Here is a 23,533-nt window from a genome sequence, read left to right on the forward strand (position 1 = left end):
AAGCCATTCGGATTGCAAGACCCTATTTGGAGAATGTATTGATCACCCCCATTCCATTAAAGACACCTTTTCGTCAGTACCTTGGCCAATTGCAATTGGCGGGCGCGTCTGTGCCGCCGGGACTGCAGGATCTTTTGGTGTCACTTACCAATACCTGCGTGACCTTAAGCGACGAAGTTGCGCAAGGTGCGCTCATTGGTATTTTGGGTTCTGCTGGAACAGGCAATGTTCAGGGTGAAGTACAACAAAAATTAGATGTGATCGCTAATGACTTATTGATCGCAGGTGTGCAGTCCTGCCAATCGTTGGCTGGCATTGCCTCAGAAGAGATTGAGGATCCGCTGCCGGTGGGCAAGGGAGTAGGCGACTACCTATTGCTATTTGATCCCTTGGATGGCTCCTCCAATATTGACGTTAATGTATCGATTGGTACTATTTTTTCTATTCTCAAAAAGCCCAATCCCAATGCGCCCCTCACAACCGCTGATTTTTTGCAGGCAGGACGTACGCAAGTGGCTGCCGGCTATGTGGTCTATGGACCGCAGACAACCCTAGCCATCAGCTTAGGCGAGGGCGTGGATTTATTCACGCTGGATGCCGTCTCGGGCGAATTTTTACTGATTAAGCAGGGTGTGCAGATTTCTGAATCAACCCGTGAATTTGCCATCAATATGTCGAATATGCGCCATTGGGCTGCACCAGTAAAACGCTACGTCGATGAATGTTTGGCTGGCAGCGGTGGTGTTCGGCAGAAAGACTTTAATATGCGCTGGATTGCGTCGATGGTCGCCGATGTGCATCGGGTGCTGTCACGCGGTGGGGTATTTATGTACCCCTGGGATCAGCGTGATCCGAAGAAGCCGGGAAAGTTGCGTTTGATGTACGAAGCCAATCCAATGGGCTTTTTAGTGGAGCAGGCTGGCGGCGCAGTGATTAATGGCGTGGATACCATCTTGGATTTACAGCCGCAGGGCTTGCACGAGCGCGTATCGGTGATGCTGGGCTCGAAAGAGGAAGTGAATTTACTGCGCCAGTACCACGCCGCAACGTAAAAAAGTCTAGGCTTTGACCTTGCTGGCGAGGTAGGCTAACGCCTCCTCAACTTGGTCAATCAGAATCAGGCACACATCGCCGGGCTCGAGTTGCTCCAGTGCGGTGTCAATGGCCAAGAACTCCCCCCGAATCTCTTGAACGTGTTTTGCTTTGGTAGTGCCAACCAGGCCTTCTTGCAAGAGCTTTAATACTTCACCATCTTCGCGACCACGCTGGCATTGGTCTTGATACAAAATAACGTGATCAAAGGCATTGCCCAGGATTTTGGTCAGGGCGCGAATGTCGTCGTCGCGGCGATCGCCTGCACCGCTAATCACCACATGGCTACGCTTTGGTTGCATGGCTTGAATGCCATCAACCAAGGCACGCATGGCATCCGGGTTGTGCCCATAATCGGCTACCACGGTTGCGCCGCGGTACTCAAAGAGATTGAATCGACCTGGCGCAGAATTTGCGCTGGCGTCAAACGTAGCCAGTCCAGAACTCACGGCGCTCCACGGCAATCCAAGAGCCCAGACTGCGCCTACTGAGGCCATCGCATTGTCAATCTGGAAGGGGAGTAGACCCTGGTTGGTCATTGGAATACGTTTGACTGGAATGCGGTGGATTTCTTCCGTCCCTTTGGCGGCAACAATGTCGGTCCCGTCAAAAAATACAACCCGTTTATTTTGAGCGCGGTGCGCCACGATTACGGGGTGGGTTGGATCATGGGAGAAGAAGGTAATGTCGCCCGGGCAGCTCTCCCGCATCTTCACTACTAGTGGATCCATTGCATTGAGAACCGCAACCCCAGTAGCGGAAACATTTTGTACGATCACCCGCTTCACGGTGACCAAGTCATCAACACTGTGAATAAAATTCATGCCCAAGTGATCGCCTTCACCAATATTGGTAACTACGGCAACGTCGCAGCGATCAAATCCCAATCCTTCGCGCAAAATGCCGCCACGCGCAGTTTCCAGAACAGCTGCGTCGACGTCGGGGTGCATTAAGACATTGCGGGCGCTCTTGGGGCCGCTGCAGTCGCCCGTATCAATCCGTCGACCTTCGATATAAACACCATCGGTTGTGGTCATGCCAATGCGCAGACCGGTTTCATGGATCAGGTGGGCAATCAAACGAACCGTGGTGGTTTTTCCATTGGTGCCGGTTACTGCCACTGTTGGAATGCGGCCATTGTCACCGTCTGGGAACATCATGTTGATGATGTGCTCGCCAACGGGGCGGCCTTTGCCGTAAGACGGTTGTAAATGCATCCGTAAGCCCGGCGCTGCATTTACCTCAACAATACCGCCACCTTGTGCCTCTAAGGGTTTATAAATTGCCTCGCAGAGAATATCCACGCCGGCAATATCAAGTCCAATCATCTGCGCTGCTGCGACGGCGCTCGCTGCCACATCGGGGTGGACGTCTTCGGTTACATCGGTTGCAGTGCCGCCCGTACTTAAATTCGCGTTATTGCGCAAGAGAATGCGCTCACCCATTTTAGGAATGTAGGCAATATCCAAATTCACTGCAGCCAGGGTCGAAATTGCAATCGCATCTAAACGAATCTTCGTTAATGCGGTGGCGTGACCATCTCCGCGCAAGGGGTTTTTATTCTCGAGCGCAACCAATTGCTCAATCGTATGCACACCATCACCAATCACTTGGGCCGGCTCACGTCTTGCCGCCGCAACCAGCTGATTGCCTACCACCAATAAACGGTAATCTTGACCTGGTAAGTAGCGTTCAACGATGGTTTGCCTGCCGTAGGCTTGGGTTACTTCAAAACCAGCGCGCACCTGTTCTTCGCTACGAATGTTAGCAACGACGCCTTTGCCTTGATTGCCGTCTTTTGGCTTTAATACAATCGGCCCGCCAATCGCTTGGGCTGCGCGCCAGGCCTCATCAGCGCTGGTAACCACTTCACCGTGGGGAACGGATACTCCGGCAGCATGCAGCAGATTTTTGGTGAGCTCCTTGTCTTGCGCAATCGATTCGGCAATCGCACTGGTGTCGCTGGTCTCAGCAGCTTGAATACGTTTTTGCTTACTACCCCAGCCAAACTGCACCATACTGCCTTCAGTCATGCGCCGATACGGAATGTGGTGCGCGATGGCAGCATCGACGATCGAGCCAGTGCTTGGTCCCAAGCGAACCTCTTCGTATAAGGAGGCCAGTTCACTTAATGCAGTTGCCAGATCAAATGGCGCTTCATCGCGAGCTGCTTGGATTAAAGCGAGCGCAAAGTCAAAGGCCATTCTCCCAACTGCTTCTTCAGTGTATTCAACTACTACTTGATACACGCCCACATCGGACGTTTGAATGGTTCGACTGAAAGTAACAGGGCAACCCGCTTGCGCTTGCAGATCAAGTGCGGCATGTTCAATGACGTGTGCCAACGAGACTATTTCGGTTTTGCCACTAAAGCGCATAAAACCGAGTTGGGGAAAGCGCTCTCGCAGCTTGACTTCAAAGGTAGGCAGCTGATCGATTGCGCGTTCCGAAGGGTCGCAATCAACAATTGCTTCCAGAGCAGTGTGCCTGCTCCACAAATTGGGCCCACGCAACATGCGAATCCGAGATACTTTCAATTACGCCTCTGTCTGGGATGCGCTGGCAGAATAAAACGTCTCTGTACCAGCAAGAATAATATTAAAAGGAATATCCAAAGCCCACGCTGTTGCTATTGCTGCAGCTAAATTAATGGATTTCCATTGCGCGCTTTCCGGGGTGCTCTTTGGATTTTTAGGTAAGTGCAGTACTTGCTCGCCACGCCGTGCCGTTTTTAAAACAATTTCTTGATCGCGTACCAGCACAGCACGCCCACCTTGTTTCAAGTGATCTTCAATTAGTGGAGCAGTCTCATTGCGGGAGAAGAAAATCACCTCGCCGTCACATAGCTCAGCCATCTTGGCTACTAGGGGATCGTCGGCGTTGAGAACGGCAGCGCCATTGGGCAACACCACATCCACTTGGGTGCGCACAATGCTGAACAGTTGATCTTCATCGTAGATCGCATATTCTGGGAAGCGGGTACTGGAATCGATATTGAGAACGACACCAACCTGACAGCGATCGTAGGCAAGGCCTTCTATTAGCATCGATAGGTGGTTGTTTTCAATTACCGCAGCTTCGACTGCTCGATTGAGAAGGGTGCGGCGGGCGTTTTCCCAATCTGATGGCTTCTCTTTTTTAATGATGCGGTTGCCAAAATAGAGTTGATTGCCACACGACACACCAACATATTGGTTTGTCAGTCTCAGGAAGTGACCAACCATTTCAGCGACCAGCGTTTTGCCTTTGGATCCGGTGATGCCAACGAGTGGAATTCTGAAATCGACATTGGCCGGGAACAGATGATCTGCAATCGCCTTGCCAACCGGCTGCGGCGTTCCGCTGGCTGGTTTTAGGTGCATCAATAAGCCAGGGCCGGCATTGACTTCCACAATCGCAGCCCCTTGTTCCTCAAACGGCTTGCTAATGTCTTGCGCTACTAAGTCGACACCCGCAATTTCAAGCCCAACTACCCGTGCTGCCAATGCAACTTGCCGCGCCACTTCGGGGTGTACCTGATCGGTTACGTCAAAAGCAACGTTGCCGTTGCTCTGAATAAATACCCGTTGCCCTTCCGCCGGAATAGCCTTTGCGCTGAGTTTTTGCCGCGTCAGCTCAAGTTCGACGGCGGAGTCAACGCGTACCGGATTTAAGGGGCACTCTTCTGCGGTGCCGCGCCGTGGATCTGAATTGATTTGCAGGTTGATTAGCTCAACTACAGTGTGCTTGCCGTCACCCACAATCCAAACGGTTTCCCCTTTGGCTGCAGCAACGACCTGATTACCCACTACGAGAAGCCGATGTTCATCACCCAAAATATGGCGCTCGACTAATACAGCACTGCCTTCCTCTACTGCAACGGCGTAGGCTGCTTCGACTTCCTCTTGGGTGTACAGATTAATGAAAACGCCGCGGCCGTGATTGCCATCAATCGGCTTGACTACCACCGGTAAGCCGATGTCTTCTGCTGCATCCCAGGCGTCTAGTGCGGTCGCGACAATGCGGCCTTCGGGAGTAGGTAATCCGGCGCTATTTAATAAGCTTTTGGTGAGGTCTTTATCGCGCGATACACTTTCGGCGATGGCACTAGTGCGGTCGGTTTCCGCCGTCCAAATGCGGCGCTGTTTTGCGCCATAGCCCAGCTGAACCAGGTTGCCACTGGATAGGCGAATCCATGGAACGCCTTTCTCTTCGGCAGCATAAACAATGCTCGCCGTGCTGGGGCCAAGTAAGAGGTCATCGCCGACGTCACGTAACTGTTCAACCAGTTGCTTTAACAGAATCGAGGCATCCTGCGTATCCTGCGCTAGCGCCAAGTAGAGGTCGCGCGCGTATTCCAAGGCGGTTAAGGTAACTTTCTCATTGATTGCGCTGACGATCACTTTGTAAACGCCCCGGCGATCGCCATCGCGTGCTTTGCCAAAGCCGCCAGGGATACCGGCCATGTTTTGTAACTCAAGGGTAAGGTGCTCGAGGATGTGGGCAGGCCAAGTGCCTTCCTGAATCCGCTTTAAAAACCCGCCGTGCTCGCCGTAGCTGCAGCGGTGCTCGACTAGGGCAGGCATACAGGCCACTAGGCGCTCATAAAACCCGGGGATGAGGTTGGATGGATAGTCTTCCAGATCGCCAATGTCGACCCAAACCTCGATCACCGGGTGATAGGTCCACATATTGGGGCCCCGGAGATGCTTGACGCTTAAGATCTCAATGGTTTTATCGAGTAATTGGGGCATAAAAACGGGATCTCTTAACTTCGGGCTAGGTAGCGCTTTGCAGCATCGAATGGGCGGGGAAAAGGGTCAGAAGTGAAAAGAATGACAGATTCATGCTTAAACGCTGGACCGGCTCCATAAGTTGACAGATTCAATAAATTGAAAAGATCTTCGCTCCACTATACTTTGACTACCCATGGAACCCGATTTTTCCGCACTTTCGCCGCCGCTTCCAGCGCATTGGCAAGATAGCTTGGCGGCCCAATCGCTCCCAGCGTTACAGCCCTTGTCGCCCAGAGCCTGGATCGAGCTCGATCTGGATGCGGGCCTGCATTTTAATAAATCGCTACTGCTTGTTAATGGCGATTTTCTGGTGTGGGTCAATGGCGCGCAGTGTCAAGCATGGCCCATTCAAGCTGGACTGGATTTAAGTCATTCGGACCATGCTGGCGTAGGTTGCTTGCGTTTACAGCAGGGCGATACCTTACTTGCGCTATGGCACTTCACCCTCGCCGTCAATCCCCAAGTGCTGCGCTTGCAGGCTGCCTTTTGGAATGAGCAACACGCATCGCAAGCGCCAGTGGGCTTGCTCAGCGATGACGATCTATTAGACGATAAGCCACCTTCCACCTGGACACTATTTAAGTTGTGGCGTTTTGCGAAGCCATATAAAAAAGAGTTATTTTTCGGATTAATTCTGACCTTAGCATCAACTGGCGCAACCCTCGTGCCGCCATACCTGACGATGCCGCTGATGGATAACATCTTGATTCCATATGAGCGGGGCCAGCCCATCGATTTTGATCTGGCGCGTTTGTACTTGGGTGCGCTGCTGGCAGCTGCTTTATTGGCCTGGGGTTTGGGCTGGTGGCGCACTTACTTGCTGGCCTTGGTGAGCGAGCGCATTGGCGCGGATCTGCGCAACACTACGTTTGAGCATCTATTAAAACTATCGCTGGAATACTTTGGCGGTAAACGTACTGGTGATTTGATTGCGCGCATCGGCACTGAGACCGATCGGCTTTGTGTTTTTCTGTCGCTCTACCTGCTTGATTTTATAACCGATCTGATCATGATCATCATGACCGCCGCTATTTTGGCGTCGATCGATCCGCTGCTTGCATTGGTGACATTGGCACCACTGCCATTCATTGCGTGGATGATTCACGTAGTGCGCGATCGATTGCGTTACGGCTTTGAAAAGATTGATCGCATTTGGGGAGAAGTCACCAATGTGCTGACCGATACCATTCCAGGTATTCGCGTAGTGAAGGCCTTCGCCCAAGAAAAGCGTGAATTGAAACGCTTTGTAGATTCCAATCACCATAATTTACAAATCAATGACCGCGTTAATCGCGTCTGGAGTTTGTTTACCCCCACAGTGACCTTGTTAACCGAGGTTGGTCTATTGGTGGTGTGGGCGTTTGGTATTTGGCAGGTTGCCAATAACAATGTCTCGGTCGGTGTATTGGTTGCCTTTTTGGCCTACATCGGTCGCTTTTACATTCGCCTTGACACCATGAGTCGCATTGTTTCCCATACGCAAAAGGCGGCTGCTGGTACGAAGCGAATTTTTGATATCTTGGATCACGTTTCCAGCGTGCCGGAGCCGGTCAATCCAGCGCCACTCGGCCCGATTCAAGGAAAGATTGATTTACGTGGCGTTGGCTTTCGTTATGGCAATCGCGCGGTCACCAAAGGCATTGACTTGCACATTGCGCCCGGCGAAATGATTGGTCTAGTAGGGCATAGTGGTTCCGGAAAAAGTACCTTGGTTAATTTAATCTGCCGATTCTATGATGTAAGTGAAGGCTCCATTACATTGGATGGGCGTGATGTTCGCAGCATTGGTATTGCTGATTACCGCAGGTGCATTGGTCTTGTATTACAAGAGCCCTTCTTATTTTTTGGAACCATCGCCGATAACATTGCCTATGGCAAGCCCGACGCATCGCGCGAGGAGATTATTGAGGCGGCTAGGGCGGCGCACGCCCATGAGTTTATTTTGCGTTTGCCCTTGGGTTATGACTCGCTCGTGGGTGAGCGCGGCCAATCGCTATCCGGCGGTGAGCGCCAACGCATTTCGATTGCACGCGCCTTATTGATTAATCCCAGCATTCTGATTTTGGATGAGGCGACCTCGTCGGTTGACACCACCACCGAAAAAGAAATCCAGCGGGCTTTGGATAATTTGGTGAAGGGTCGTACGACGATTGCCATCGCCCACCGCCTCTCCACACTACGCAAAGCCGATCGCTTGGTGGTATTAGATAAGGGCGAGATTGTGGAGATTGGTTCGCACGATGAATTGATGGCCGCGCAAGGCGCTTACTACCAGTTGTATCAAGCACAAATTCGCCACGCTACCGAATTGGTGGAAGGTGGCGCGATTGGAGAGACACTTGAAAAAGCCTAGCTTGATTCGTGATTCGCTCGGACGTCTTGTCTTCATCGATGAGGCCGGCATAGAGCATGTCGATGTCCATGCGGTTCGTGCTTTCCCGATTACTGCTCCGAGTGCTGGGATCTCGCTTATGGACTCTGCTAGTAAAGAGCTCTTCTGGTTTGCATCCTTGGCGGCAATACCCGAAGAGGATCGCGCGCTGTTGATGGAGGAGCTGGCTACCCGTGAGTTCATGCCCGTCATTGAGCAAATCAGCAGTGTATCGAGCTACGCTACTCCGAGTATTTGGGTAGTGCAGACTGACCGTGGCGAGACGCGACTGCGCCTCAATGGCGAGGAAAATATCCGCCGCGTTGCTGGGAACACCTTGCTGATATCAGACGCCAATGGCGTGCAGTATTTGGTGCGCGATTCAAGTCAATTGGATAAACAGAGCCGCAAGTTATTGGATCGTTTTTTATAAATGGTTTTGCCTTCAGCCCCTCGTCCAGGAGCGGCATGATTTAAAATAAGATTCTGGCCGGAATAGCTCAGTTGGTAGAGCAGCGCATTCGTAATGCGAAGGTCGGAGGTTCGATTCCTCTTTCCGGCACCACATTGCAGTGCAATATATATATAGCGTTCTAATGCGGGTTTCTACTAGTACTTCTAAAGGCTATCGAGTAGATAGCGTAAGTCCTTAGTGAGATTTTCTTGTTTATTGATGGCAATCAAGACTTACCCGCATGAATTGTTTAAAAATCCTGTCTGTAATGTTGTACATAAAAAAACCAGATTCACAATTGGTAAACCATTCTTCCGGAGGAGCATTCATGAAGCATTCGATTAAACGCACCGCGCTGTCTACTGCCATTGCCCTGGGCATTGCTGGCTTTGCAGCAACCCCCGCTTTGGCGTGGGAACCTACTAAACCCGTTGAGTTTGTGATTCCTGCTGGTCCTGGCGGCGGTGCTGACCAGATGGCCCGTATGATCCAAGGCATTATCAGTAAGAACAACCTGATGAAGCAATCGATGATTCCAGTTAATAAATCGGCTGGCGCAGGCGCGGAAGGCTTCTTATCTGTTAAAGAAGCCAAGGGCGACCCCCATAAGATCGTGATTAGCTTATCAAACCTCTTTACCACCCCCTTAGCCACTGGCGTTCCCTTCTCCTACAAGGACATGACCCCGGTCGCGATGCTGGCTTTAGACCAGTTCGTGCTCTGGACCAACGCCGATAAGCCCTATAAAACCGCTAAAGAGTACATTGACGCCGTTAAAGCGGCTGGCCCCAATAAGTTCAAGATGGCCGGTACTGGCTCTAAGCAAGAAGACCAGATCATTACCGTAGCCCTCGAAAAAGCCACTGGCACCAAGTTCATCTACGTTCCCTTTAAAGGAGGCGGTGATGTGGCAGTTCAGCTCGTGGGTAATCACGTTGACTCCAGCGTAAATAACCCAATCGAAGCGGTAGCCCAGTGGCGCGCCGGTAAACTCCGTGCCCAGTGCGTGTTTGACGATACCCGTATGCCTTACAAAGAGAAAATCACGCCTACCCAGTCCTGGAATGACGTACCTACCTGTAAAGAAGTGGGCGTTCCAACCGACTACGTGATGCTGCGCGGCATTTTCATGCCACCAGGCGTGACCCAAGATCAGGTCAATTACTACGTGGACCTCTTTAAAAAGGTCATTGCCACCCCAGAATGGAAGAAGTTCATGGCCGACGGCGCCTTTAACCAAACCTTCATGAGCGGCAAAGAGTTTGATAAGTGGTTAGACGCTAACGCTGCCTTGCACAGACAGCTCATGCAAGAAGCTGGATTTATTGCGAAGTAAGTTAGGATATACAGGGCCCGCATATAGCGCGCCCTGTTTTGTTACTGTATTAACCCTTTTTTAGTGAGTAGAGCAATGTCGGAACACACAAATAATTCAAAATCAGAGGCATCCATTGGCATGCGTGCCATGGAAATCATTACAGCCCTTTTATTTTTAGTGTTTGGTTTGGTGGTGATGGTTGGCAGTATTAAGTTGGGCGCATCGTGGGGCAGTGATGGTCCCGAGGCTGGTTATTTTCCGTTTTATATCAGCCTAATTATTTTGCTCTCTAGCTCAGTCACCCTCTATCAGGCCGCCATTGTTGACCGCAAGAAGGAAGACGAGCCTTTTGTAGAGAAAGAGCCATTTAGGCAAGTCCTGGCAGTTTTATTGCCTGCATTTGTATTCGTACTCTTTATGCAGCTGATCGGCATTTATGTTTCTGCCGCTGTTTACATCGTTGTTTTCATGGTCTGGTTGGGTAAGTACCCATTATGGAAAGCGGCCGCCGTTGGTGTTTGCGTTAGCATCGCCCTGTTCATGATGTTCGAGTTCTGGTTTCAGGTCCCATTGCCACACGGCTCTTGGTTTAATCCGCTCGAATTCATCGGCGTTAGATAAAAAAATTATTACAAAAGCTTAGAAAAAAAGGAGCTCCAGTTGGACGAAATTAACGCGCTATTTAACGGCTTTGCCGTAGCGATGACCCCCTTTAATTTGATGTTGATGTTGGTTGGCGTTGTTCTCGGCGTCATCATTGGTGTGTTGCCTGGATTGGGCGGCGCCAACGGCATTGCGATTTTGCTGCCATTAACGTTTACGATGGAACCTACCTCGGCCATCATCATGCTCTCCTGTATTTACTGGGGTGCTTTGTTTGGCGGAGCGATCACATCAATCCTATTTAATATTCCGGGTGAGCCTTGGTCCGTTGCAACGACTTTTGATGGTTACCCCATGGCGCGCAGCGGTAAAGCAGGTGAGGCCTTAACTGCCGCATTTACATCATCCTGTATTGGTGCTGTTTTTGCGATTGTAATGATCACCTTCTTGGCACCATTGGTAGCGAAGTTTGCGCTGCAGTTTGGCCCACCTGAGTTCTTTGCCGTCTACCTCTTAACCTTCTGTAGTTTTGTGGGTATGAACAAGGGCTCGCCATTTAAGGTACTGTCCGCAATGATGCTCGGCTTTGCCTTGGCTTGCGTCGGTATGGATACAGTTACTGGCCAATTGCGCTTGACCTTCGGTAGTACTGAATTAATGCGCGGCTTTGACTTCTTGATCGCGGTTATTGGTCTCTTCGGTATCGGTGAAATTCTGCTCTCGATGGAAGAGGGTCTGAAGTTTTCTGGTGCAGCAGCGAAGATCAAGAGCACCATCGTTTGGCAGACTTGGAAGCAATTGCCTAAGTATTGGGCCACTTCCTTGCGCAGCTGCTTGATTGGTTGCTGGATGGGTATTACGCCAGGCGGCGCTACCCCAGCTTCTTTCATGGCATACGGTGTTGCCAAGCGCGTTTCTAAAAATCAGAGCAACTTTGGTAAAGGCGACATGGAGGGTATTGTTGCTCCTGAGACAGCGGCTCACGCTGCTGGAACAGCGGCATTACTGCCAATGCTCTCACTCGGCATTCCAGGATCACCTACCGCGGCAGTATTGCTTGGTGGTTTGCTGATCTGGGGCTTACAGCCAGGTCCATTGCTCTTCGTTGAGAAGCCAGACTTCGTTTGGGGCTTGATCGCCAGTATGTACCTCGGTAACATTGCCGGCCTGTTCGTGGTCTTGACCTGCGTACCGCTGTTTGCATCGATTCTGCGGATTCCGTTCTCGATCATTGCACCAGTCATTATTGTGATTTGCGCGGTTGGTGCTTACACAGTACACAACGCCACCTTTGACGTTTGGCTGATGTTGGGCTTCGGTGTAGTCGGATATGTCTTTAAGAAACTCGATTACCCAATGGCTCCAATGGTCTTGGCTTTGGTTCTCGGTGACCGTGCAGAAGATTCCTTCCGCCAGTCGATGTTGATTTCACAAGGTAGCGTCGATGTATTCTTCTCGAACTACTTGGTGGCCGGCATCACCACCTTGGCTTTAGTCCTGCTGTTCTGGCCATTGATTGGCAAGTTCACCAGCAAGAAGGCAAAAGCAGCATAAGCCTAACTTGTAGGACACATGATCTAAATGGGGGCGCAAGCCCCCATTTTTATTTGGTACTTGGCCTAAGCCGCCAAGCTATTGGGTTAATCAAATCTTCTGTGCTGAAAGCCCTACCAGTAAAACTGCTACACTCTCGTCATTATGTTTAGGCCTTCTCAACTAGTCCACTGGATTGCTGCTGCATCGATTCTGATGAGCGCAATTGCGCCTGCAGTCTCGCAGGCCGTTTCAGTGGCACAAAATGGCCAAGGCTTTGCAATGGAAGTTTGTTCGGCTGATGGCACTAAAACACTAATTAATGTTCAAAGCGAAGAGCAGGCTGATCGAGCAGAAGCACAGTCATGCCCATATTGCCTGGTACAGGCCGTGATTCCTCCCGCATTTGAGACGCAGTTGCGGTTTCAAGATCCGCAGCAGTTTGCCTTCTTTCCGGCGCTGTTCTATCAATCACCCAAACCACTTGCGGTTTGGGTAATGCCACCCTCGGCAGCTCCTCCAGCATCAGCCTAATTTAGCAATTAGGGCATAGCACCTGCTATGCAGTTGGCAATTTCATTGCCGCTTTGATGTGTGGAGTAGTAATGGTTTCAACCCTTAAATCTAGACCTTCTTTTGGGCATTTTGCGCTGGTATTTGTGGCAGCTACATGCCTATTTTCGAATGCAATAGCCCATCCCCAAACGGAGGAAGAGTCTCGAGAGCGAATCCAGAAGCTCATTTCAAAGACCTTTGACCGACCTGATCTAAAAGTACAAACCGATCCAATCGTGATTGAGGGAAAGGTTGCAATTGCCGACTGGATTCAGGGGGAAAAGGGCGGTCGTGCACTTCTCACTAGAAAGCATGTTGATTGGGAAATTATTGCTTGTGGCGGCGCTGGATTTAAAGATCCGAGTGTTATAGCAGCAGCTGGTATTTCGAAAAGAATAGCCAACAACATCATAGACAAGCTAAAGACTGCAGAAGCAAAGCTACCCCCACAAAAAGTTAAACAGTTGGATTCATTCGATGGCGTTGTGACTATGGGTCGCAACTCGCGTCATGAACCCAAAGTTAAACACTAATTTGAGAAAAACATGAAATTAATTAAATCAAAAATAGCCGTTGTTGCATCTTTCTTGGTTGTTGGCCAAGTGCATGCGCAAAGTATGCCTAACCTGGTTGTAACGGCAAAGCCTGATATTGCAGAAGTTGAGATCGACCGCTTCTCAAGTACATCCGCGGTCATCACCGAAGAAACTATCAGAGACCTTCATGCCGCAGATTTATCTTCTGCTTTACGCAACACCCCGGGAACGCAAATTACCCGTTACAACCCAGTAGGATCGTTTGGTGGAGATCAGGGTGGATCGGTTTTTATTCGTGGCATGGGCTTAAGTCGCCCCGGTAGCGAGATTAAAACCTATATAGACAACGTACCCATGTATATGCCCGTTTGGGGACACGCCTTACTGGATCTACTTCCTGTGAATGGCATGAAGGACATCACCATTTACAAAAGCCCTCAGCCCCAAGTTAGCGGAAATAATTTTGCCTCTATAAATCTAAGTACTAAAACTGCGGGACCGAATAATGGTGTATCTGGTAATGCGCGAGTCTCCTACGGCTCTTACAACACAGTAATTGAGCAGGTTGATATGGCAGGCAGACATAACGATGTTGACTTTACTCTGGCGCAAGGATTTTCTAAATCCAATGGCGCAAGGGCAAACGGTAGTGGGCGGTTAGCCAACATTATGGGTTCCGCCGGATTTAAGATTGATCAAAACTGGAAGGTTGGCATTAGCGGAATAGCGCTTAACAATACCGCCAAAGATCCCGGCAACAATACTTTGCCTGCCCCAGCGATAGCCCCGACTTATGATAGTGCGGCGCAGATGGTAACTGCATTTGCAAGGCATAGTTACGATGCGGTTGAGGGTGAGATACGTATTTACTCAAATACAGGAAATGGCAATTTGAATAATGATTTAGTATCTGGCGGCTGGGGAAATAGTTTCAACAACTTTACTATGCAGGGCTTGCGCTGGAAGGAGTCTATAACTCCATGGCAGGGAGGCAATATCTTGCTTGGCCTTGACTATGATTCGTCAACAGGCAGCGTGACAAGTAACCCTGCTGATAGCGGAGCTCTGACTGGGAACATCACTAAGACAACTTTACCAACGTACAAATTAACCTCTCCATACATGGGCATAAGCCACAGCTTCATGCTGAGTAATAAGTGGTCTTTGGTGCCATCGGCTGGAGTGCGAAATTACCAGAATAATCAATACGCCTCTAAGACTGCTCCTTATGGTGGTATTTCTTTGGTTTCTGATGTGGCAACCATCTTCTTTAATGCTTCTCAGGGAGTCAACTATCCAGGCATGGAAGGACCGGCTTTGCAGGCCTCAATCCCTGTAAATTGGGCAAACCAGTCTTGGAAGAATCTGTCTGCTGAGGAAATGAGTCATATTGAGGTCGGTGGAAAATTCTTTCTAGATAAGAAAACAAGACTTGATGCTAGCCTTTTCCAAGATACGATTAAGAATCGGTCTATCTTTACAATTGCAAGCGGACCTCCATTCCCTCCAAGTGCAACATGGAGTACTTTCGGTCAATACACCATGCAGGGTGTGGAGTTATCCGCCCAAAGGGAGATCATTCCTGAGTTGACATTATTTGGGGGATGGACTTATCTAAATAACAATAGCGTCGCGAATTTACCCTACGTCCCTCAAAATGCATTTAATGCTGCATTGACTGGATATGTTGGAAAAATCAGGTTATCTGTTGATGCCCAATATCAAACATCCTTTTATTCTCAAACTTTAAGCCGCAACACCGGATCTACTAACACCACTTTGGTAAATGGTTTCACGGTTGCCAATGCGCGTGTGTCATATCCAATTCCAGCGCTGGGGAAGAAGGGTGAGGTTTTTGTGATAGTTGAGAACATCTTCAATCAACAGTACAGCTATCGTCAGGGGTACCCAATGCCAGGGACTTGGGGATCGATTGGCTTATCCACTAGCTTCAACTGATTGGATGTCCATATTTAATCAACCCATACCCATTACTTATTCACCAAAGGAAGACTATGATCTATCGTTCTATTAAAACAACATTGCTTGCCATTCTGGCAATGCTCTCGTTGTCTGTAACTCTGGGCCCAATGACCCACTTTTTGTTAGCCTAACGAGTGATGAGCCCCACCGCGCCACCATGGCGTTGAATTTAGGGGGCCATATGGCCGATGCTGGGCATCCGCTCAGCGTATTTTTGAGCGATAAGGGGGTATTTTTGGGGGTTAAATCGGGGGCTGAAAAGTACCCAGCTCAGCAGAAAATGCTATCCGACATCATTGCTAAAGGGGGTCTGGTCATTATGTGCCCACCTTGCTTGCGGCATTATGGTTTTGCTGAGGCGGATTTATTGCCGGGCATCAAATTAGGGGGCGCTAAGGTAACTGGCGAGGCCTTGTTTAAGCCAAATACAAAGACCTTGAGCTGGTAGTACAGTATTGCCATGCGCATTTGGCTTATGAAACGAAACTGTTCCTTTTCACCGAAGCAGGTGGGGTATTTCTATGCCTCGATTGTCTTTTTTTCGCTCTTAGTGGCCGGCTCGTTTCTGCTCATGGGCGTTTGGATGGTTTTGATTTTTACCTGCATTGAAATCACCGCTTTGACCATTGCCCTATACGTATATAGTCGCCATGCCCTCGATTATGAAAAGATCACGATCGATGGCAAAAACATGACGATTGAAAAAAGCTGGGGCGGTAAGCTGGAAAGAAAAGAACTTAATACCGTATGGGCTCGAATTAGCCGAACAGAAAAACATTTGTATCGTTTAGTTCTCAAACACGCCGATCAAGAAATGCCGATTGGTATTTTTGTAAACCGAGATAATCTTCCTCAGTTTGAGAAAGAACTCAAGATGTACCTAAATTAAATTTTTAAAAAGGAAATCACAACCATGACAAGTTATAAATTGAGTGGAATTATTGCCGCAGGACTTTTTACTTGCGGAATGCATTCGGCTGCTTATGCCCAGGATGCAAAAGTAGGCAGCATTGCCGTCAATGGCGCCTATACCCGTGCTACCGTCCCAGGCCAAGCAGCAGCGGGTGGCTTTATGAAAATTACGAGCAGTGGCGCTGCTGATCAATTGATCTCTGCAACTTCCACAGTCTCGGACGATGTGCAGTTGCACACCATGACTATGGATAACAATGTCATGCGCATGCGTGAAGTAAAGCAAATTGATGTACCTGCTAATGGCGCTGTCGAACTCAAGCCAGGTGGTTTGCATATCATGTTTATGAACATCAAGGCACCCCTGAAGGCGGGTGAGTCTGTGCCGGTGAAGCTGAAGTTTGCCAAAGCAGGTGAGGTGGAGGTAAAGATGCCAGTCAATGCCCCAGGCGGTCATGGGCACGGTCCTAAGCACTAAATAGTGCTTTATGTGGTTAAAAAGGGCGCTGCGGCGCTCTTTTACATTTGCCCCAAGGGGCGTCAACTGACTAGGCGACCCAATCGTTTTACTGTGCTGCTAATTTAACGCTTTGTATTCTAAGAATTTGCATCGGATTAATCATTTTGCCTTGGTGGCTGATCTCATAATGCAAATGTGGGCCAGTGGATCTTCCAGTATTTCCCACTTCCGCAATCACTTGACCGCGTTGAATGCGCTGACCGGCTTTGACATGCATCTTACTTGCGTGCGCGTATTTGGAAACAAATTGATCAGCATGCGCAATTTCAATAAAGTTGCCGTAGGCGCTATCGTATTCAGCGCGCAACACAAGGCCATCACCCGCCGCAAGAATCGGTGTGCCAGTCGGCGCAGAAAAATCTACCCCGGGGTGCTGGGCTAGTAAATTGGTAAACGGATCAATTCGGGTTCCATAATTACTCGAGAGTCCAACTTGATTAACGATGGGCGAGCCCGTCGGCAGCTGGCGAAGCCATTGGTGCTGGTCGCGCCATGTTTCCTCTAGTTTTTTAATGCCTTGATTGAGGAGTGCGCTGTTATTCAAAGCCAGGTTCAGATCTTCAACTAACGGACCCTCGGCAGCTGGATTAAATAAGATGGGTTGGTATGGGCCGCCCTTACTGCTATTGCCCGCCATTTTGTTCTTCAGTGGGAATGGTGTGACGAGTTCCGTAATGCCCTCTTTGTACTGTTTTATTTCTAAAATACGCTCACTCAATTGCGTCAGTTGAGTCTGAAGCTCATTAAATTGTTGCCGATAGCGTACTTCAGTCGCATGCTTTTCTTGCGCTGTAATGATCCCACCAACATTGCGCGCTAAATCGGGATTGAACTGAATTGCTACCTTAAATCCAAGAAAATGGATCAGGACCCCAAGTGTGATGGCGATGAGGGATGTCGCGACCGCAAGCTTTGCTATGCCGCGCCACGTTATATTGATTTTTTTAACCTGGGAGGTTGATCCTGAGATCCAAATCAGCTGCATTGCTTATTAACTAGAAGTAAGGGAACCTTCTATTTTAACGCATCCCCTCTGCACGGAGCGGAGGGGATGTTAAGTAAGCTCAACTAGATCTTTAAATCCAAGTCGGTTACTGCTCCCTTGCTTGCGCTACTTGCTGTACTGGCGTATTTGGCGAGCAGACCACGGGTGTAACGTGGTTTGGGTTGCTTCCAGGCTGCGCGCCGTTTAGCAATTTCATCATCTGCAACATTCAGTTGAATCAATAACTTATGGGCATCAATGGTGACCGAATCCCCTTCGTTGATCAGTGCGATCGTGCCGCCAACATAGGCTTCCGGTGCCACGTGGCCCACAACCATACCCCAGGTTCCGCCAGAGAAGCGGCCATCGGTAATCAGGCCCACGCTTTCGCCCAAGCCCTGGCCAACGAGTGCCGATGTGGGGGATAGCATTTCACGCATGCCAGGACCGCCCTTAGGACCTTCGTAGCGAATCACCACAATATCGCCCGCCTTAATTTTGTTTGCCATGATGGCTTCCATTGCCAGATCTTCAGAGTCAAATACCCGAGCTGGTCCAGTAATCGATGGGTTCTTCAGGCCAGTGATTTTGGCTACGCAACCTTCGGGCGAAATATTGCCTTTCAGAATGGCCAGATGGCCTTCGGCATACATCGGATTATCTAAAGTACGAATGACTTTTTGGTCTGCGCGGGGTACGGAAGGAACGTCTTTCAGAACTTCGGCAATTGTCTTGCCAGTAATTGTCATGCAATCACCGTGCAGCAAGCCGCCATCGAGCAAGATTTTCATGATCTGCGGAATGCCACCGGCTTGATGTAAGTCGGTTGCCAAATAAGTACCCGATGGTTTCATATCGGCAATCACCGGAACGCGTTTGCGAATCCGTTCAAAATCGTCGATGCTCCAATCAATATCAGCGGCGCTGGTAATGGCCAAGAAATGCAATACCGCATTGGTTGAGCCGCCAACGGCCATGATGACGCTCACCGCGTTTTCAATGGATTTTTTGGTGATGATGTCGCGTGGGCGCAAATTGTTTTTGACTGCCTCAACCACTACACGTGCTGACTCCGCAGCGCTAGCCACTTTCTCTGCGTCCACATTGGACATGGTTGATGAATAGGGGAGACTCATGCCGAGCGCCTCAAAAGCGGAGCTCATGGTGTTGGCGGTATACATGCCACCACAAGAGCCACTGCTTGGACAGGCATTCTGCTCAATGCCCTTGAAGTCTTCTTCACTTAAGCGTCCAGACGTAAACTCACCTACCGCTTCAAAAGCCGACACAATATTGAGCTGTTTGCCTTTGTAGTGTCCTGGCTGAATTGTGCCGCCATACACATAGATGCTTGGTACATTGGTACGGGCCATGGCCATCATGCCACCCGGCATATTTTTATCGCAGCCACCAATGACGACTACGCCGTCTTGCCATAGGCCGTTCACGCAGCACTCAATGCTGTCTGCGATGACTTCGCGCGAGACGAGGGAGTACTTCATGCCTTCGGTACCCATGCCGATGCCATCTGAAATGGTGGGGGTGCCAAATACTTGGGCTTTAGCCCCGGCCGCCTCTAGCGCTTCAATGGCGGCGTCAGCCAGTTTCTGCAAGCCGCTGTTGCAAGGCGTTACGGTTGAGTGGCCGTTGGCCACGCCCACCATGGGTTTAGTGAAATCCCCATCCTTGTATCCCATGGCGTAATACATGGAGCGGTTGGGTGCGCGTGCAACACCTTCGGTAACCATTCTCGAGCGTTCATTGAGGCGTTTCATGCGGCGGACTCCATCTGTAATTGGGGAAAAACCTCTATTGTGCAATGAGCAGGGATGGAGCAATGTACGGACAATTCTGGGGAGATATATTGCTGCACTGCAATATTTAAAAAGCACAATAAAACCAGTACCTTAGGCATAAAAAGTTAGCCATTAAGCTAATATCTAAAGTGCAGCACTTCTATTACATTTGCCGTATTGGCAATTTAGGATGGATAGATGAATAAATCGGGTCACGTGTATTTGGTTGACGATGACGAGTCAATGCGGACCTCCTTGAGCAGGATGCTGCGCGAGTTGGGCTACAACGTGCATGATTTTGCGAGCGCGAAAGCCTTTATCGAGCATTCGGTTCCCATCTCACCAGCAGTTATTTTGCTTGATATGCAGATGCCAGATATGACAGGCCTCGACTTGCAGGAAGAGTTGGCACGAATCGGGCGTAAAACGCCAATCGTCTTCATTAGCGGCCAAAGCCATCCGCAGCAGATTGTAAAGAGCCTTAAAAAAGGGGCCTTGGATTTTCTATTTAAGCCCTTTAATTTAGAGGATTTATTAAATTCCGTAGCCGATGCAATTGAGTTTGATCGCCGTCAGTTTAAGCGGGTCTCGAAAGACGTTGAGGTGAAGCGCTACTTCGCTACCCTGACTCCACGCGAAAAAGAGGTTTGCCGCTTGCTGGTCCAAGGCCTCTTGAATAAAGACATTGCAGTAAAGCTGGGTACCACCGATGCCACGATCAAAGTGCATAAGGCGCGCGTCATGGAAAAAATGCGGGCAGATTCATTGCAGGGTTTAGTGAAGTCGTATTTAGAAGCCTCCCTTGAGGAAGCGTGAACCGGCCTATGAATGCATTGAGTCCGATTAGCTCTTGGGTGAATTTATTAAATACGATATTCAATTGATAATTTTGTTAAATAAAGAGCATTCTTTTTATACGGCCGGTAGCTAAAAGCTAAATAGATGGTGCAAAAGCAATCCTCACCAGAAATACGCTGTGCAGCATTCATTGCAGCACGGGAAAAATGTGCCATGTCGGTCGAGCAGTTAGCGCTTCAGGCTTGCCTTTCAAGGAAGCAAATTCAGCAGATCGAGAACGGACAGAGTAGTAGTTTTTACTCGCCTACAATTAAATTGGTTGCCGCTAGAAAAGTAGCTAAATTAATCCAACTCGACGAAAAAGATGCATTTGATTTTGGGCCGCAAGCAGAGTTACCTTTTGTTGAGTCACAACCCTTAGCTGATGAAGCAAAAGCAGCAGAGCAGTTTGATGCACCTAAGACCACTTCGCCAGCGAATACAGTAGAAGTGGTTCAAGCAACAGAAGATGAGCCAAATGAAGTAAAGAAAACAGCTGGCAAAAAAAGAAAAAGTGACCTAGCGTCTCCGGCATTCAGTGAGCCAAATTCGAAACCTGTTTTGGTGGAGCCAGATCCAGAACCAAATAAGCAGGTACTTTTTGCTACGCGTGAACGCAAGTCGTCCGGTAAAAAATGGGTGTGGTTACTTCCGGCAGTAGCACTTGTATTTGCCCTAGTACAGTTTCAGCCCCTGTTGAGAGACAAACTGGATGCAGCGATGGGCAAAGCAAAACCGGTAGAAGAGGTTGCGCTACCCAGCGCACCAGCGGCGGATCCTGCGCCAAGCAATCCGCCCGCTACAGAGGCCAGCCCAACTCCTGCGCCTGCTGCTCCAGCATTACCACCGGCAGTCTCAAGTCCATCGCCAGTAACGGCGGTTGCTTCGGGGTGTCCGCCAGTGGATGGGGTAATTGAAAGTTATAAACCTTCGACAGCAGGCAAGCCAGGTAATTTTGTTTTTGTTAGGGTCAACTCAGCGCAATTGCTATGCGTGATTGATGCCGACGGCCTAGTACAGAGCAAGACAGTAGAGCCGGGCGCAGGCCACTCTTTTTACGGTAAGCCGCCATTTAAATTGCTGAGCTCTGCGGCGCTTGGTTCTGCGGAAATATTTTTTCAGGGATTACGTATTCGTCCCAATACTGCTGACATGAAAGGTATGTTGCTAGTACAGGCTGACTAGCAGTACCTCACCAGTAGATTAATCGCGTTGTAACTTAAACTGCATCCTCGTTGGCTTCACCGGTTCGGATCCGGATGGCTTGCTCGATTGGACTCACAAAAATCTTGCCATCGCCAATCTTGCCCGTACGTGCGGCTTTGGTAATTGCCTCGATTACGCTTTCAACGCGATCACTCGCAACCACAACCTCTACTTTGACCTTGGGCAAAAAGTCAACGACGTATTCAGCGCCGCGATAGAGTTCAGTGTGACCTTTTTGACGACCAAACCCTTTGACTTCAGTAACGGTGAGGCCAGTAACGCCGACTTCAGCCAGTGCTTCACGGACCTCATCGAGTTTGAACGGCTTAATGATGGATGTAATTAATTTCATAAAATTCCCCTATTGCAGTAATCATACCCAAAACCCGCCGGCGCGTCTTGGTAATCCAATACACCCAAACTTACTGTATTAAGTTAAGCCAAAAACCGAGATGTAATGGGGTAACGCCAATCCCGGCCAAATGCTCGGGTTGTAATGCGGACACCTGGCGGGGCCTGGCGTCGCTTGTATTCATTGAGTTTGATTAGGCGGGTTATCTTGCGCACACTGGCCTCATCAAAACCCCGCCCAATTAAGGATGCAATCGACTGGTTTTGCTCCATATACCCCTCCACAATGGCGTCGAGCAATGCATAGGGAGGCAGGCTATCTTGATCGGTTTGGTCTGGGCGTAACTCGGCAGAAGGGGCGCGCGTTAAGATTCGCTCTGGAATGACTGGGGCTAAGGTATTGCGATAGGCGCACAGCTTGTAGACCAGGGTCTTGGGAATATCTTTGATCACTGCAAAGCCGCCCGCCATATCACCATAGAGCGTGCAATAGCCGACAGCCATTTCACTTTTGTTACCGGTGGTTAAAACCAGACGGCCGGTTTTATTCGATAGGGCCATCAAGAGAGTGCCGCGCACGCGGGCCTGAATGTTTTCTTCGGTGGTATCTAGCGCGAGGCCAGCAAACTGACTTGCAAGTGCACCTTCCAATGCATCTACCGCCGAGCCAATCGGAATTTCATCGTATTGCACGCCGAGATTACCCGCTAATGCGCGCGCATCCACCCACGATATCTCGGCAGTGTAGGGCGATTGCATCATCACTGCGCGCACCTGCTCAGCGCCCAAGGCATCCACTGCGATGGCCAGAACCAAAGCGGAATCAACCCCGCCAGATAAACCAATGATGACGCCCGGAAATCCGTTCTTTTGTACATAATCGCGCACGCCCAGTACCAGGGCGGAATAGGCTTGCGATTCCATGCTGGCCGAGGGCGCAATTACCCCGAGCTCAGGCTGACCATCTTGGCCGATGGCCACTAGACCAATGCCGCTTTCAAACTGGGGCATTGCGGTGGCCACTAAGCCATTGGCATCGAGCGCAAAGGAGCCGCCATCAAAGACCAGCTCATCTTGGCCGCCAACGGCGTTCACATAAATCAACGGTAAACCGGTTGCGCCAATGACCTTACGCAGCACCTCTAAGCGTAAATTTTCTTTATGCAAATGGTAGGGCGATGCATTGAGTGAAATTAACACCTGGGCACCAGCAGCTTTTGCTTGCACAGCAGGGCCCGCATGCCAAGCGTCCTCACAAATGATCACGCCAATCGCGCAGCCATCGATATCAAACACACAGGGCGCATTGCCAGGGATGAAGTAACGTACTTCATCAAAGACTTCGTTATTGGGTAACTCGTGTTTGGCGTAGCTTGCAATGCACTTCCCATCTCGCAATACGGATGCAGCATTGTGCAATCCCTGTGGGGTCTTTAGGGGATGGCCCACCACAACCGCTAAGCCGGGGAATGCCGCCAAAGCAATGCGTAATTGATCTAAGGTATCTGCCGCCGCCTCAATAAAAGCAGGGCGTAGTAATAAGTCTTCAGGGGGGTAGCCCGTCAGGGCTAGCTCTGGGGTGACGAGTAACTTCGCACCAGCGCGGTGGGCGACTGCGGCCGCCTCACCAATTAACTTCGCATTGCCGCTCAAATCCCCCACCACGGGGTTGATTTGAGCAAGGGCAATGTGAAATGGCGTCAAGG

At 49.9% G+C, this 23,533-nt stretch carries 20 protein-coding genes and 1 tRNA gene; 15 read left to right on the forward strand and 6 right to left on the reverse strand.

All coding sequences use genetic code 11. The features are described 5' to 3' along the window. Positions 1-50: 50 nt before the first annotated feature. Positions 51-1,052, forward strand: coding sequence for a class 1 fructose-bisphosphatase (locus AOC34_RS02960; protein WP_108470013.1), 1,002 nt, complete (start codon positions 51-53; stop codon positions 1,050-1,052). Positions 1,053-1,058: 6 nt separating this feature from the next. On the opposite strand, the gene cphA is transcribed toward AOC34_RS02960, so the two are convergent. After that, the gene (cphA, locus tag AOC34_RS02965) at positions 1,059-3,629 is read right to left on the reverse strand and encodes a cyanophycin synthetase (RefSeq protein ID WP_108468704.1); all 2,571 of its coding nucleotides are present in this window, start codon (positions 3,627-3,629) and stop codon (positions 1,059-1,061) included. Continuing rightward, positions 3,630-5,825, reverse strand: a complete 2,196-nt coding sequence (locus AOC34_RS02970; protein WP_108468705.1) for a cyanophycin synthetase — start codon at positions 5,823-5,825, stop codon at positions 3,630-3,632. Between the two features lie 175 nt (positions 5,826-6,000). Here AOC34_RS02970 and AOC34_RS02975 point away from each other — a divergent pair, with 175 nt between their 5' ends. From AOC34_RS02975 to AOC34_RS03030, 12 genes are all read left to right on the forward strand, one after another. Then, positions 6,001-8,220, forward strand: a complete 2,220-nt coding sequence (locus AOC34_RS02975; protein WP_108468706.1) for a cyanophycin metabolism-associated ABC transporter — start codon at positions 6,001-6,003, stop codon at positions 8,218-8,220. Beyond that, positions 8,207-8,671 carry a cyanophycin metabolism-associated DUF1854 family protein gene (locus tag AOC34_RS02980; RefSeq protein WP_108468707.1) on the forward strand — a complete coding sequence of 155 codons (465 nt, stop codon included), beginning with the start codon at positions 8,207-8,209 and terminating at the stop codon, positions 8,669-8,671. Before AOC34_RS02975 ends, AOC34_RS02980 begins: the two co-directional genes overlap by 14 nt. A 56-nt stretch (positions 8,672-8,727) precedes the next feature. After that, positions 8,728-8,803 (forward strand) — tRNA-Thr (locus tag AOC34_RS02985). Between the two features lie 217 nt (positions 8,804-9,020). Beyond that, complete coding sequence (locus AOC34_RS02990; RefSeq protein ID WP_108468708.1) at positions 9,021-10,028, forward strand: Bug family tripartite tricarboxylate transporter substrate binding protein; 1,008 nt, start codon at positions 9,021-9,023, stop codon at positions 10,026-10,028. Positions 10,029-10,103: 75 nt separating this feature from the next. Further along, the gene (locus AOC34_RS02995; RefSeq protein WP_199908314.1) at positions 10,104-10,631 is read left to right on the forward strand and encodes a tripartite tricarboxylate transporter TctB family protein; all 528 of its coding nucleotides are present in this window, start codon (positions 10,104-10,106) and stop codon (positions 10,629-10,631) included. Between the two features lie 39 nt (positions 10,632-10,670). After that, positions 10,671-12,167, forward strand: a complete 1,497-nt coding sequence (locus AOC34_RS03000; protein ID WP_108468709.1) for a tripartite tricarboxylate transporter permease — start codon at positions 10,671-10,673, stop codon at positions 12,165-12,167. Positions 12,168-12,311: 144 nt separating this feature from the next. Next, the gene (locus AOC34_RS03005) at positions 12,312-12,680 is read left to right on the forward strand and encodes a DUF2946 domain-containing protein (RefSeq protein WP_108468710.1); all 369 of its coding nucleotides are present in this window, start codon (positions 12,312-12,314) and stop codon (positions 12,678-12,680) included. Positions 12,681-12,751: 71 nt separating this feature from the next. After that, complete coding sequence (locus AOC34_RS03010; protein ID WP_108468711.1) at positions 12,752-13,234, forward strand: copper uptake system-associated protein; 483 nt, start codon at positions 12,752-12,754, stop codon at positions 13,232-13,234. 12 nt (positions 13,235-13,246) lie between these two features. Further along, on the forward strand, positions 13,247-15,196 hold the full coding sequence (locus AOC34_RS03015; RefSeq protein WP_234408141.1) for a TonB-dependent receptor: 1,950 nt from the start codon (positions 13,247-13,249) through the stop codon (positions 15,194-15,196). Between the two features lie 82 nt (positions 15,197-15,278). Further along, the gene (locus tag AOC34_RS03020) at positions 15,279-15,668 is read left to right on the forward strand and encodes a DsrE family protein (RefSeq protein ID WP_267895155.1); all 390 of its coding nucleotides are present in this window, start codon (positions 15,279-15,281) and stop codon (positions 15,666-15,668) included. Positions 15,669-15,695: 27 nt separating this feature from the next. After that, complete coding sequence (locus AOC34_RS03025) at positions 15,696-16,109, forward strand: DUF2244 domain-containing protein (protein ID WP_159074799.1); 414 nt, start codon at positions 15,696-15,698, stop codon at positions 16,107-16,109. Positions 16,110-16,133: 24 nt separating this feature from the next. Beyond that, entirely contained in the window at positions 16,134-16,610 is a 477-nt protein-coding gene (locus AOC34_RS03030) for a copper chaperone PCu(A)C (RefSeq protein ID WP_108468714.1), read from the forward strand. A gap of 88 nt (positions 16,611-16,698) precedes the next feature. Here AOC34_RS03030 and AOC34_RS10330 read toward each other — a convergent pair whose 3' ends face one another. Beyond that, on the reverse strand, positions 16,699-17,637 hold the full coding sequence (locus AOC34_RS10330; protein WP_234408142.1) for a M23 family metallopeptidase: 939 nt from the start codon (positions 17,635-17,637) through the stop codon (positions 16,699-16,701). Between the two features lie 83 nt (positions 17,638-17,720). Beyond that, the gene (gene ilvD, locus AOC34_RS03040; RefSeq protein WP_108468715.1) at positions 17,721-19,412 is read right to left on the reverse strand and encodes a dihydroxy-acid dehydratase; all 1,692 of its coding nucleotides are present in this window, start codon (positions 19,410-19,412) and stop codon (positions 17,721-17,723) included. Between the two features lie 219 nt (positions 19,413-19,631). Between ilvD and AOC34_RS03045 the strand changes: the two genes are divergently transcribed. Both AOC34_RS03045 and AOC34_RS03050 read left to right on the forward strand, forming a co-directional pair. After that, positions 19,632-20,249, forward strand: coding sequence for a response regulator transcription factor (locus AOC34_RS03045; protein ID WP_108468716.1), 618 nt, complete (start codon positions 19,632-19,634; stop codon positions 20,247-20,249). Between the two features lie 126 nt (positions 20,250-20,375). Beyond that, entirely contained in the window at positions 20,376-21,455 is a 1,080-nt protein-coding gene (locus tag AOC34_RS03050; RefSeq protein WP_108468717.1) for a helix-turn-helix domain-containing protein, read from the forward strand. Positions 21,456-21,489: 34 nt separating this feature from the next. Here AOC34_RS03050 and glnK read toward each other — a convergent pair whose 3' ends face one another. After that, positions 21,490-21,828 (reverse strand): P-II family nitrogen regulator, encoded by a 339-nt coding sequence (gene glnK, locus AOC34_RS03055; protein ID WP_108468718.1) that lies wholly within the window; start codon positions 21,826-21,828, stop codon positions 21,490-21,492. Positions 21,829-21,911: 83 nt separating this feature from the next. Continuing rightward, entirely contained in the window at positions 21,912-23,531 is a 1,620-nt protein-coding gene (locus AOC34_RS03060) for an NAD+ synthase (RefSeq protein WP_108468719.1), read from the reverse strand. Positions 23,532-23,533 lie beyond the last annotated feature (2 nt).

Origin of the sequence: Polynucleobacter difficilis (genome assembly GCF_003065365.1) — a bacterium.
GTDB lineage: Bacteria > Pseudomonadota > Gammaproteobacteria > Burkholderiales > Burkholderiaceae > Polynucleobacter > Polynucleobacter difficilis.

Bases quoted from the DNA above. Each gene is read 5' to 3' on its own strand.
- AOC34_RS03050 (WP_108468717.1), top strand. From the start codon at position 20,376: ATGGTGCAAAAGCAATCCTCACCAGAAATACGCTGTGCAGCATTCATT.
- AOC34_RS03010 (WP_108468711.1), top strand. From the start codon at position 12,752: ATGGTTTCAACCCTTAAATCTAGACCTTCTTTTGGGCATTTTGCGCTG.
- AOC34_RS02970 (WP_108468705.1), bottom strand. From the start codon at position 5,825: ATGCCCCAATTACTCGATAAAACCATTGAGATCTTAAGCGTCAAGCAT.
- AOC34_RS02990 (WP_108468708.1), top strand. From the start codon at position 9,021: ATGAAGCATTCGATTAAACGCACCGCGCTGTCTACTGCCATTGCCCTG.
- glnK (WP_108468718.1), bottom strand. From the start codon at position 21,828: ATGAAATTAATTACATCCATCATTAAGCCGTTCAAACTCGATGAGGTC.
- AOC34_RS03015 (WP_234408141.1), top strand. From the start codon at position 13,247: ATGAAATTAATTAAATCAAAAATAGCCGTTGTTGCATCTTTCTTGGTT.
- AOC34_RS03025 (WP_159074799.1), top strand. From the start codon at position 15,696: ATGAAACGAAACTGTTCCTTTTCACCGAAGCAGGTGGGGTATTTCTAT.
- AOC34_RS03030 (WP_108468714.1), top strand. From the start codon at position 16,134: ATGACAAGTTATAAATTGAGTGGAATTATTGCCGCAGGACTTTTTACT.
- AOC34_RS03005 (WP_108468710.1), top strand. From the start codon at position 12,312: ATGTTTAGGCCTTCTCAACTAGTCCACTGGATTGCTGCTGCATCGATT.
- AOC34_RS03045 (WP_108468716.1), top strand. From the start codon at position 19,632: ATGAATAAATCGGGTCACGTGTATTTGGTTGACGATGACGAGTCAATG.
- AOC34_RS02975 (WP_108468706.1), top strand. From the start codon at position 6,001: ATGGAACCCGATTTTTCCGCACTTTCGCCGCCGCTTCCAGCGCATTGG.
- AOC34_RS02995 (WP_199908314.1), top strand. From the start codon at position 10,104: ATGTCGGAACACACAAATAATTCAAAATCAGAGGCATCCATTGGCATG.
- ilvD (WP_108468715.1), bottom strand. From the start codon at position 19,412: ATGAAACGCCTCAATGAACGCTCGAGAATGGTTACCGAAGGTGTTGCA.
- AOC34_RS10330 (WP_234408142.1), bottom strand. From the start codon at position 17,637: ATGCAGCTGATTTGGATCTCAGGATCAACCTCCCAGGTTAAAAAAATC.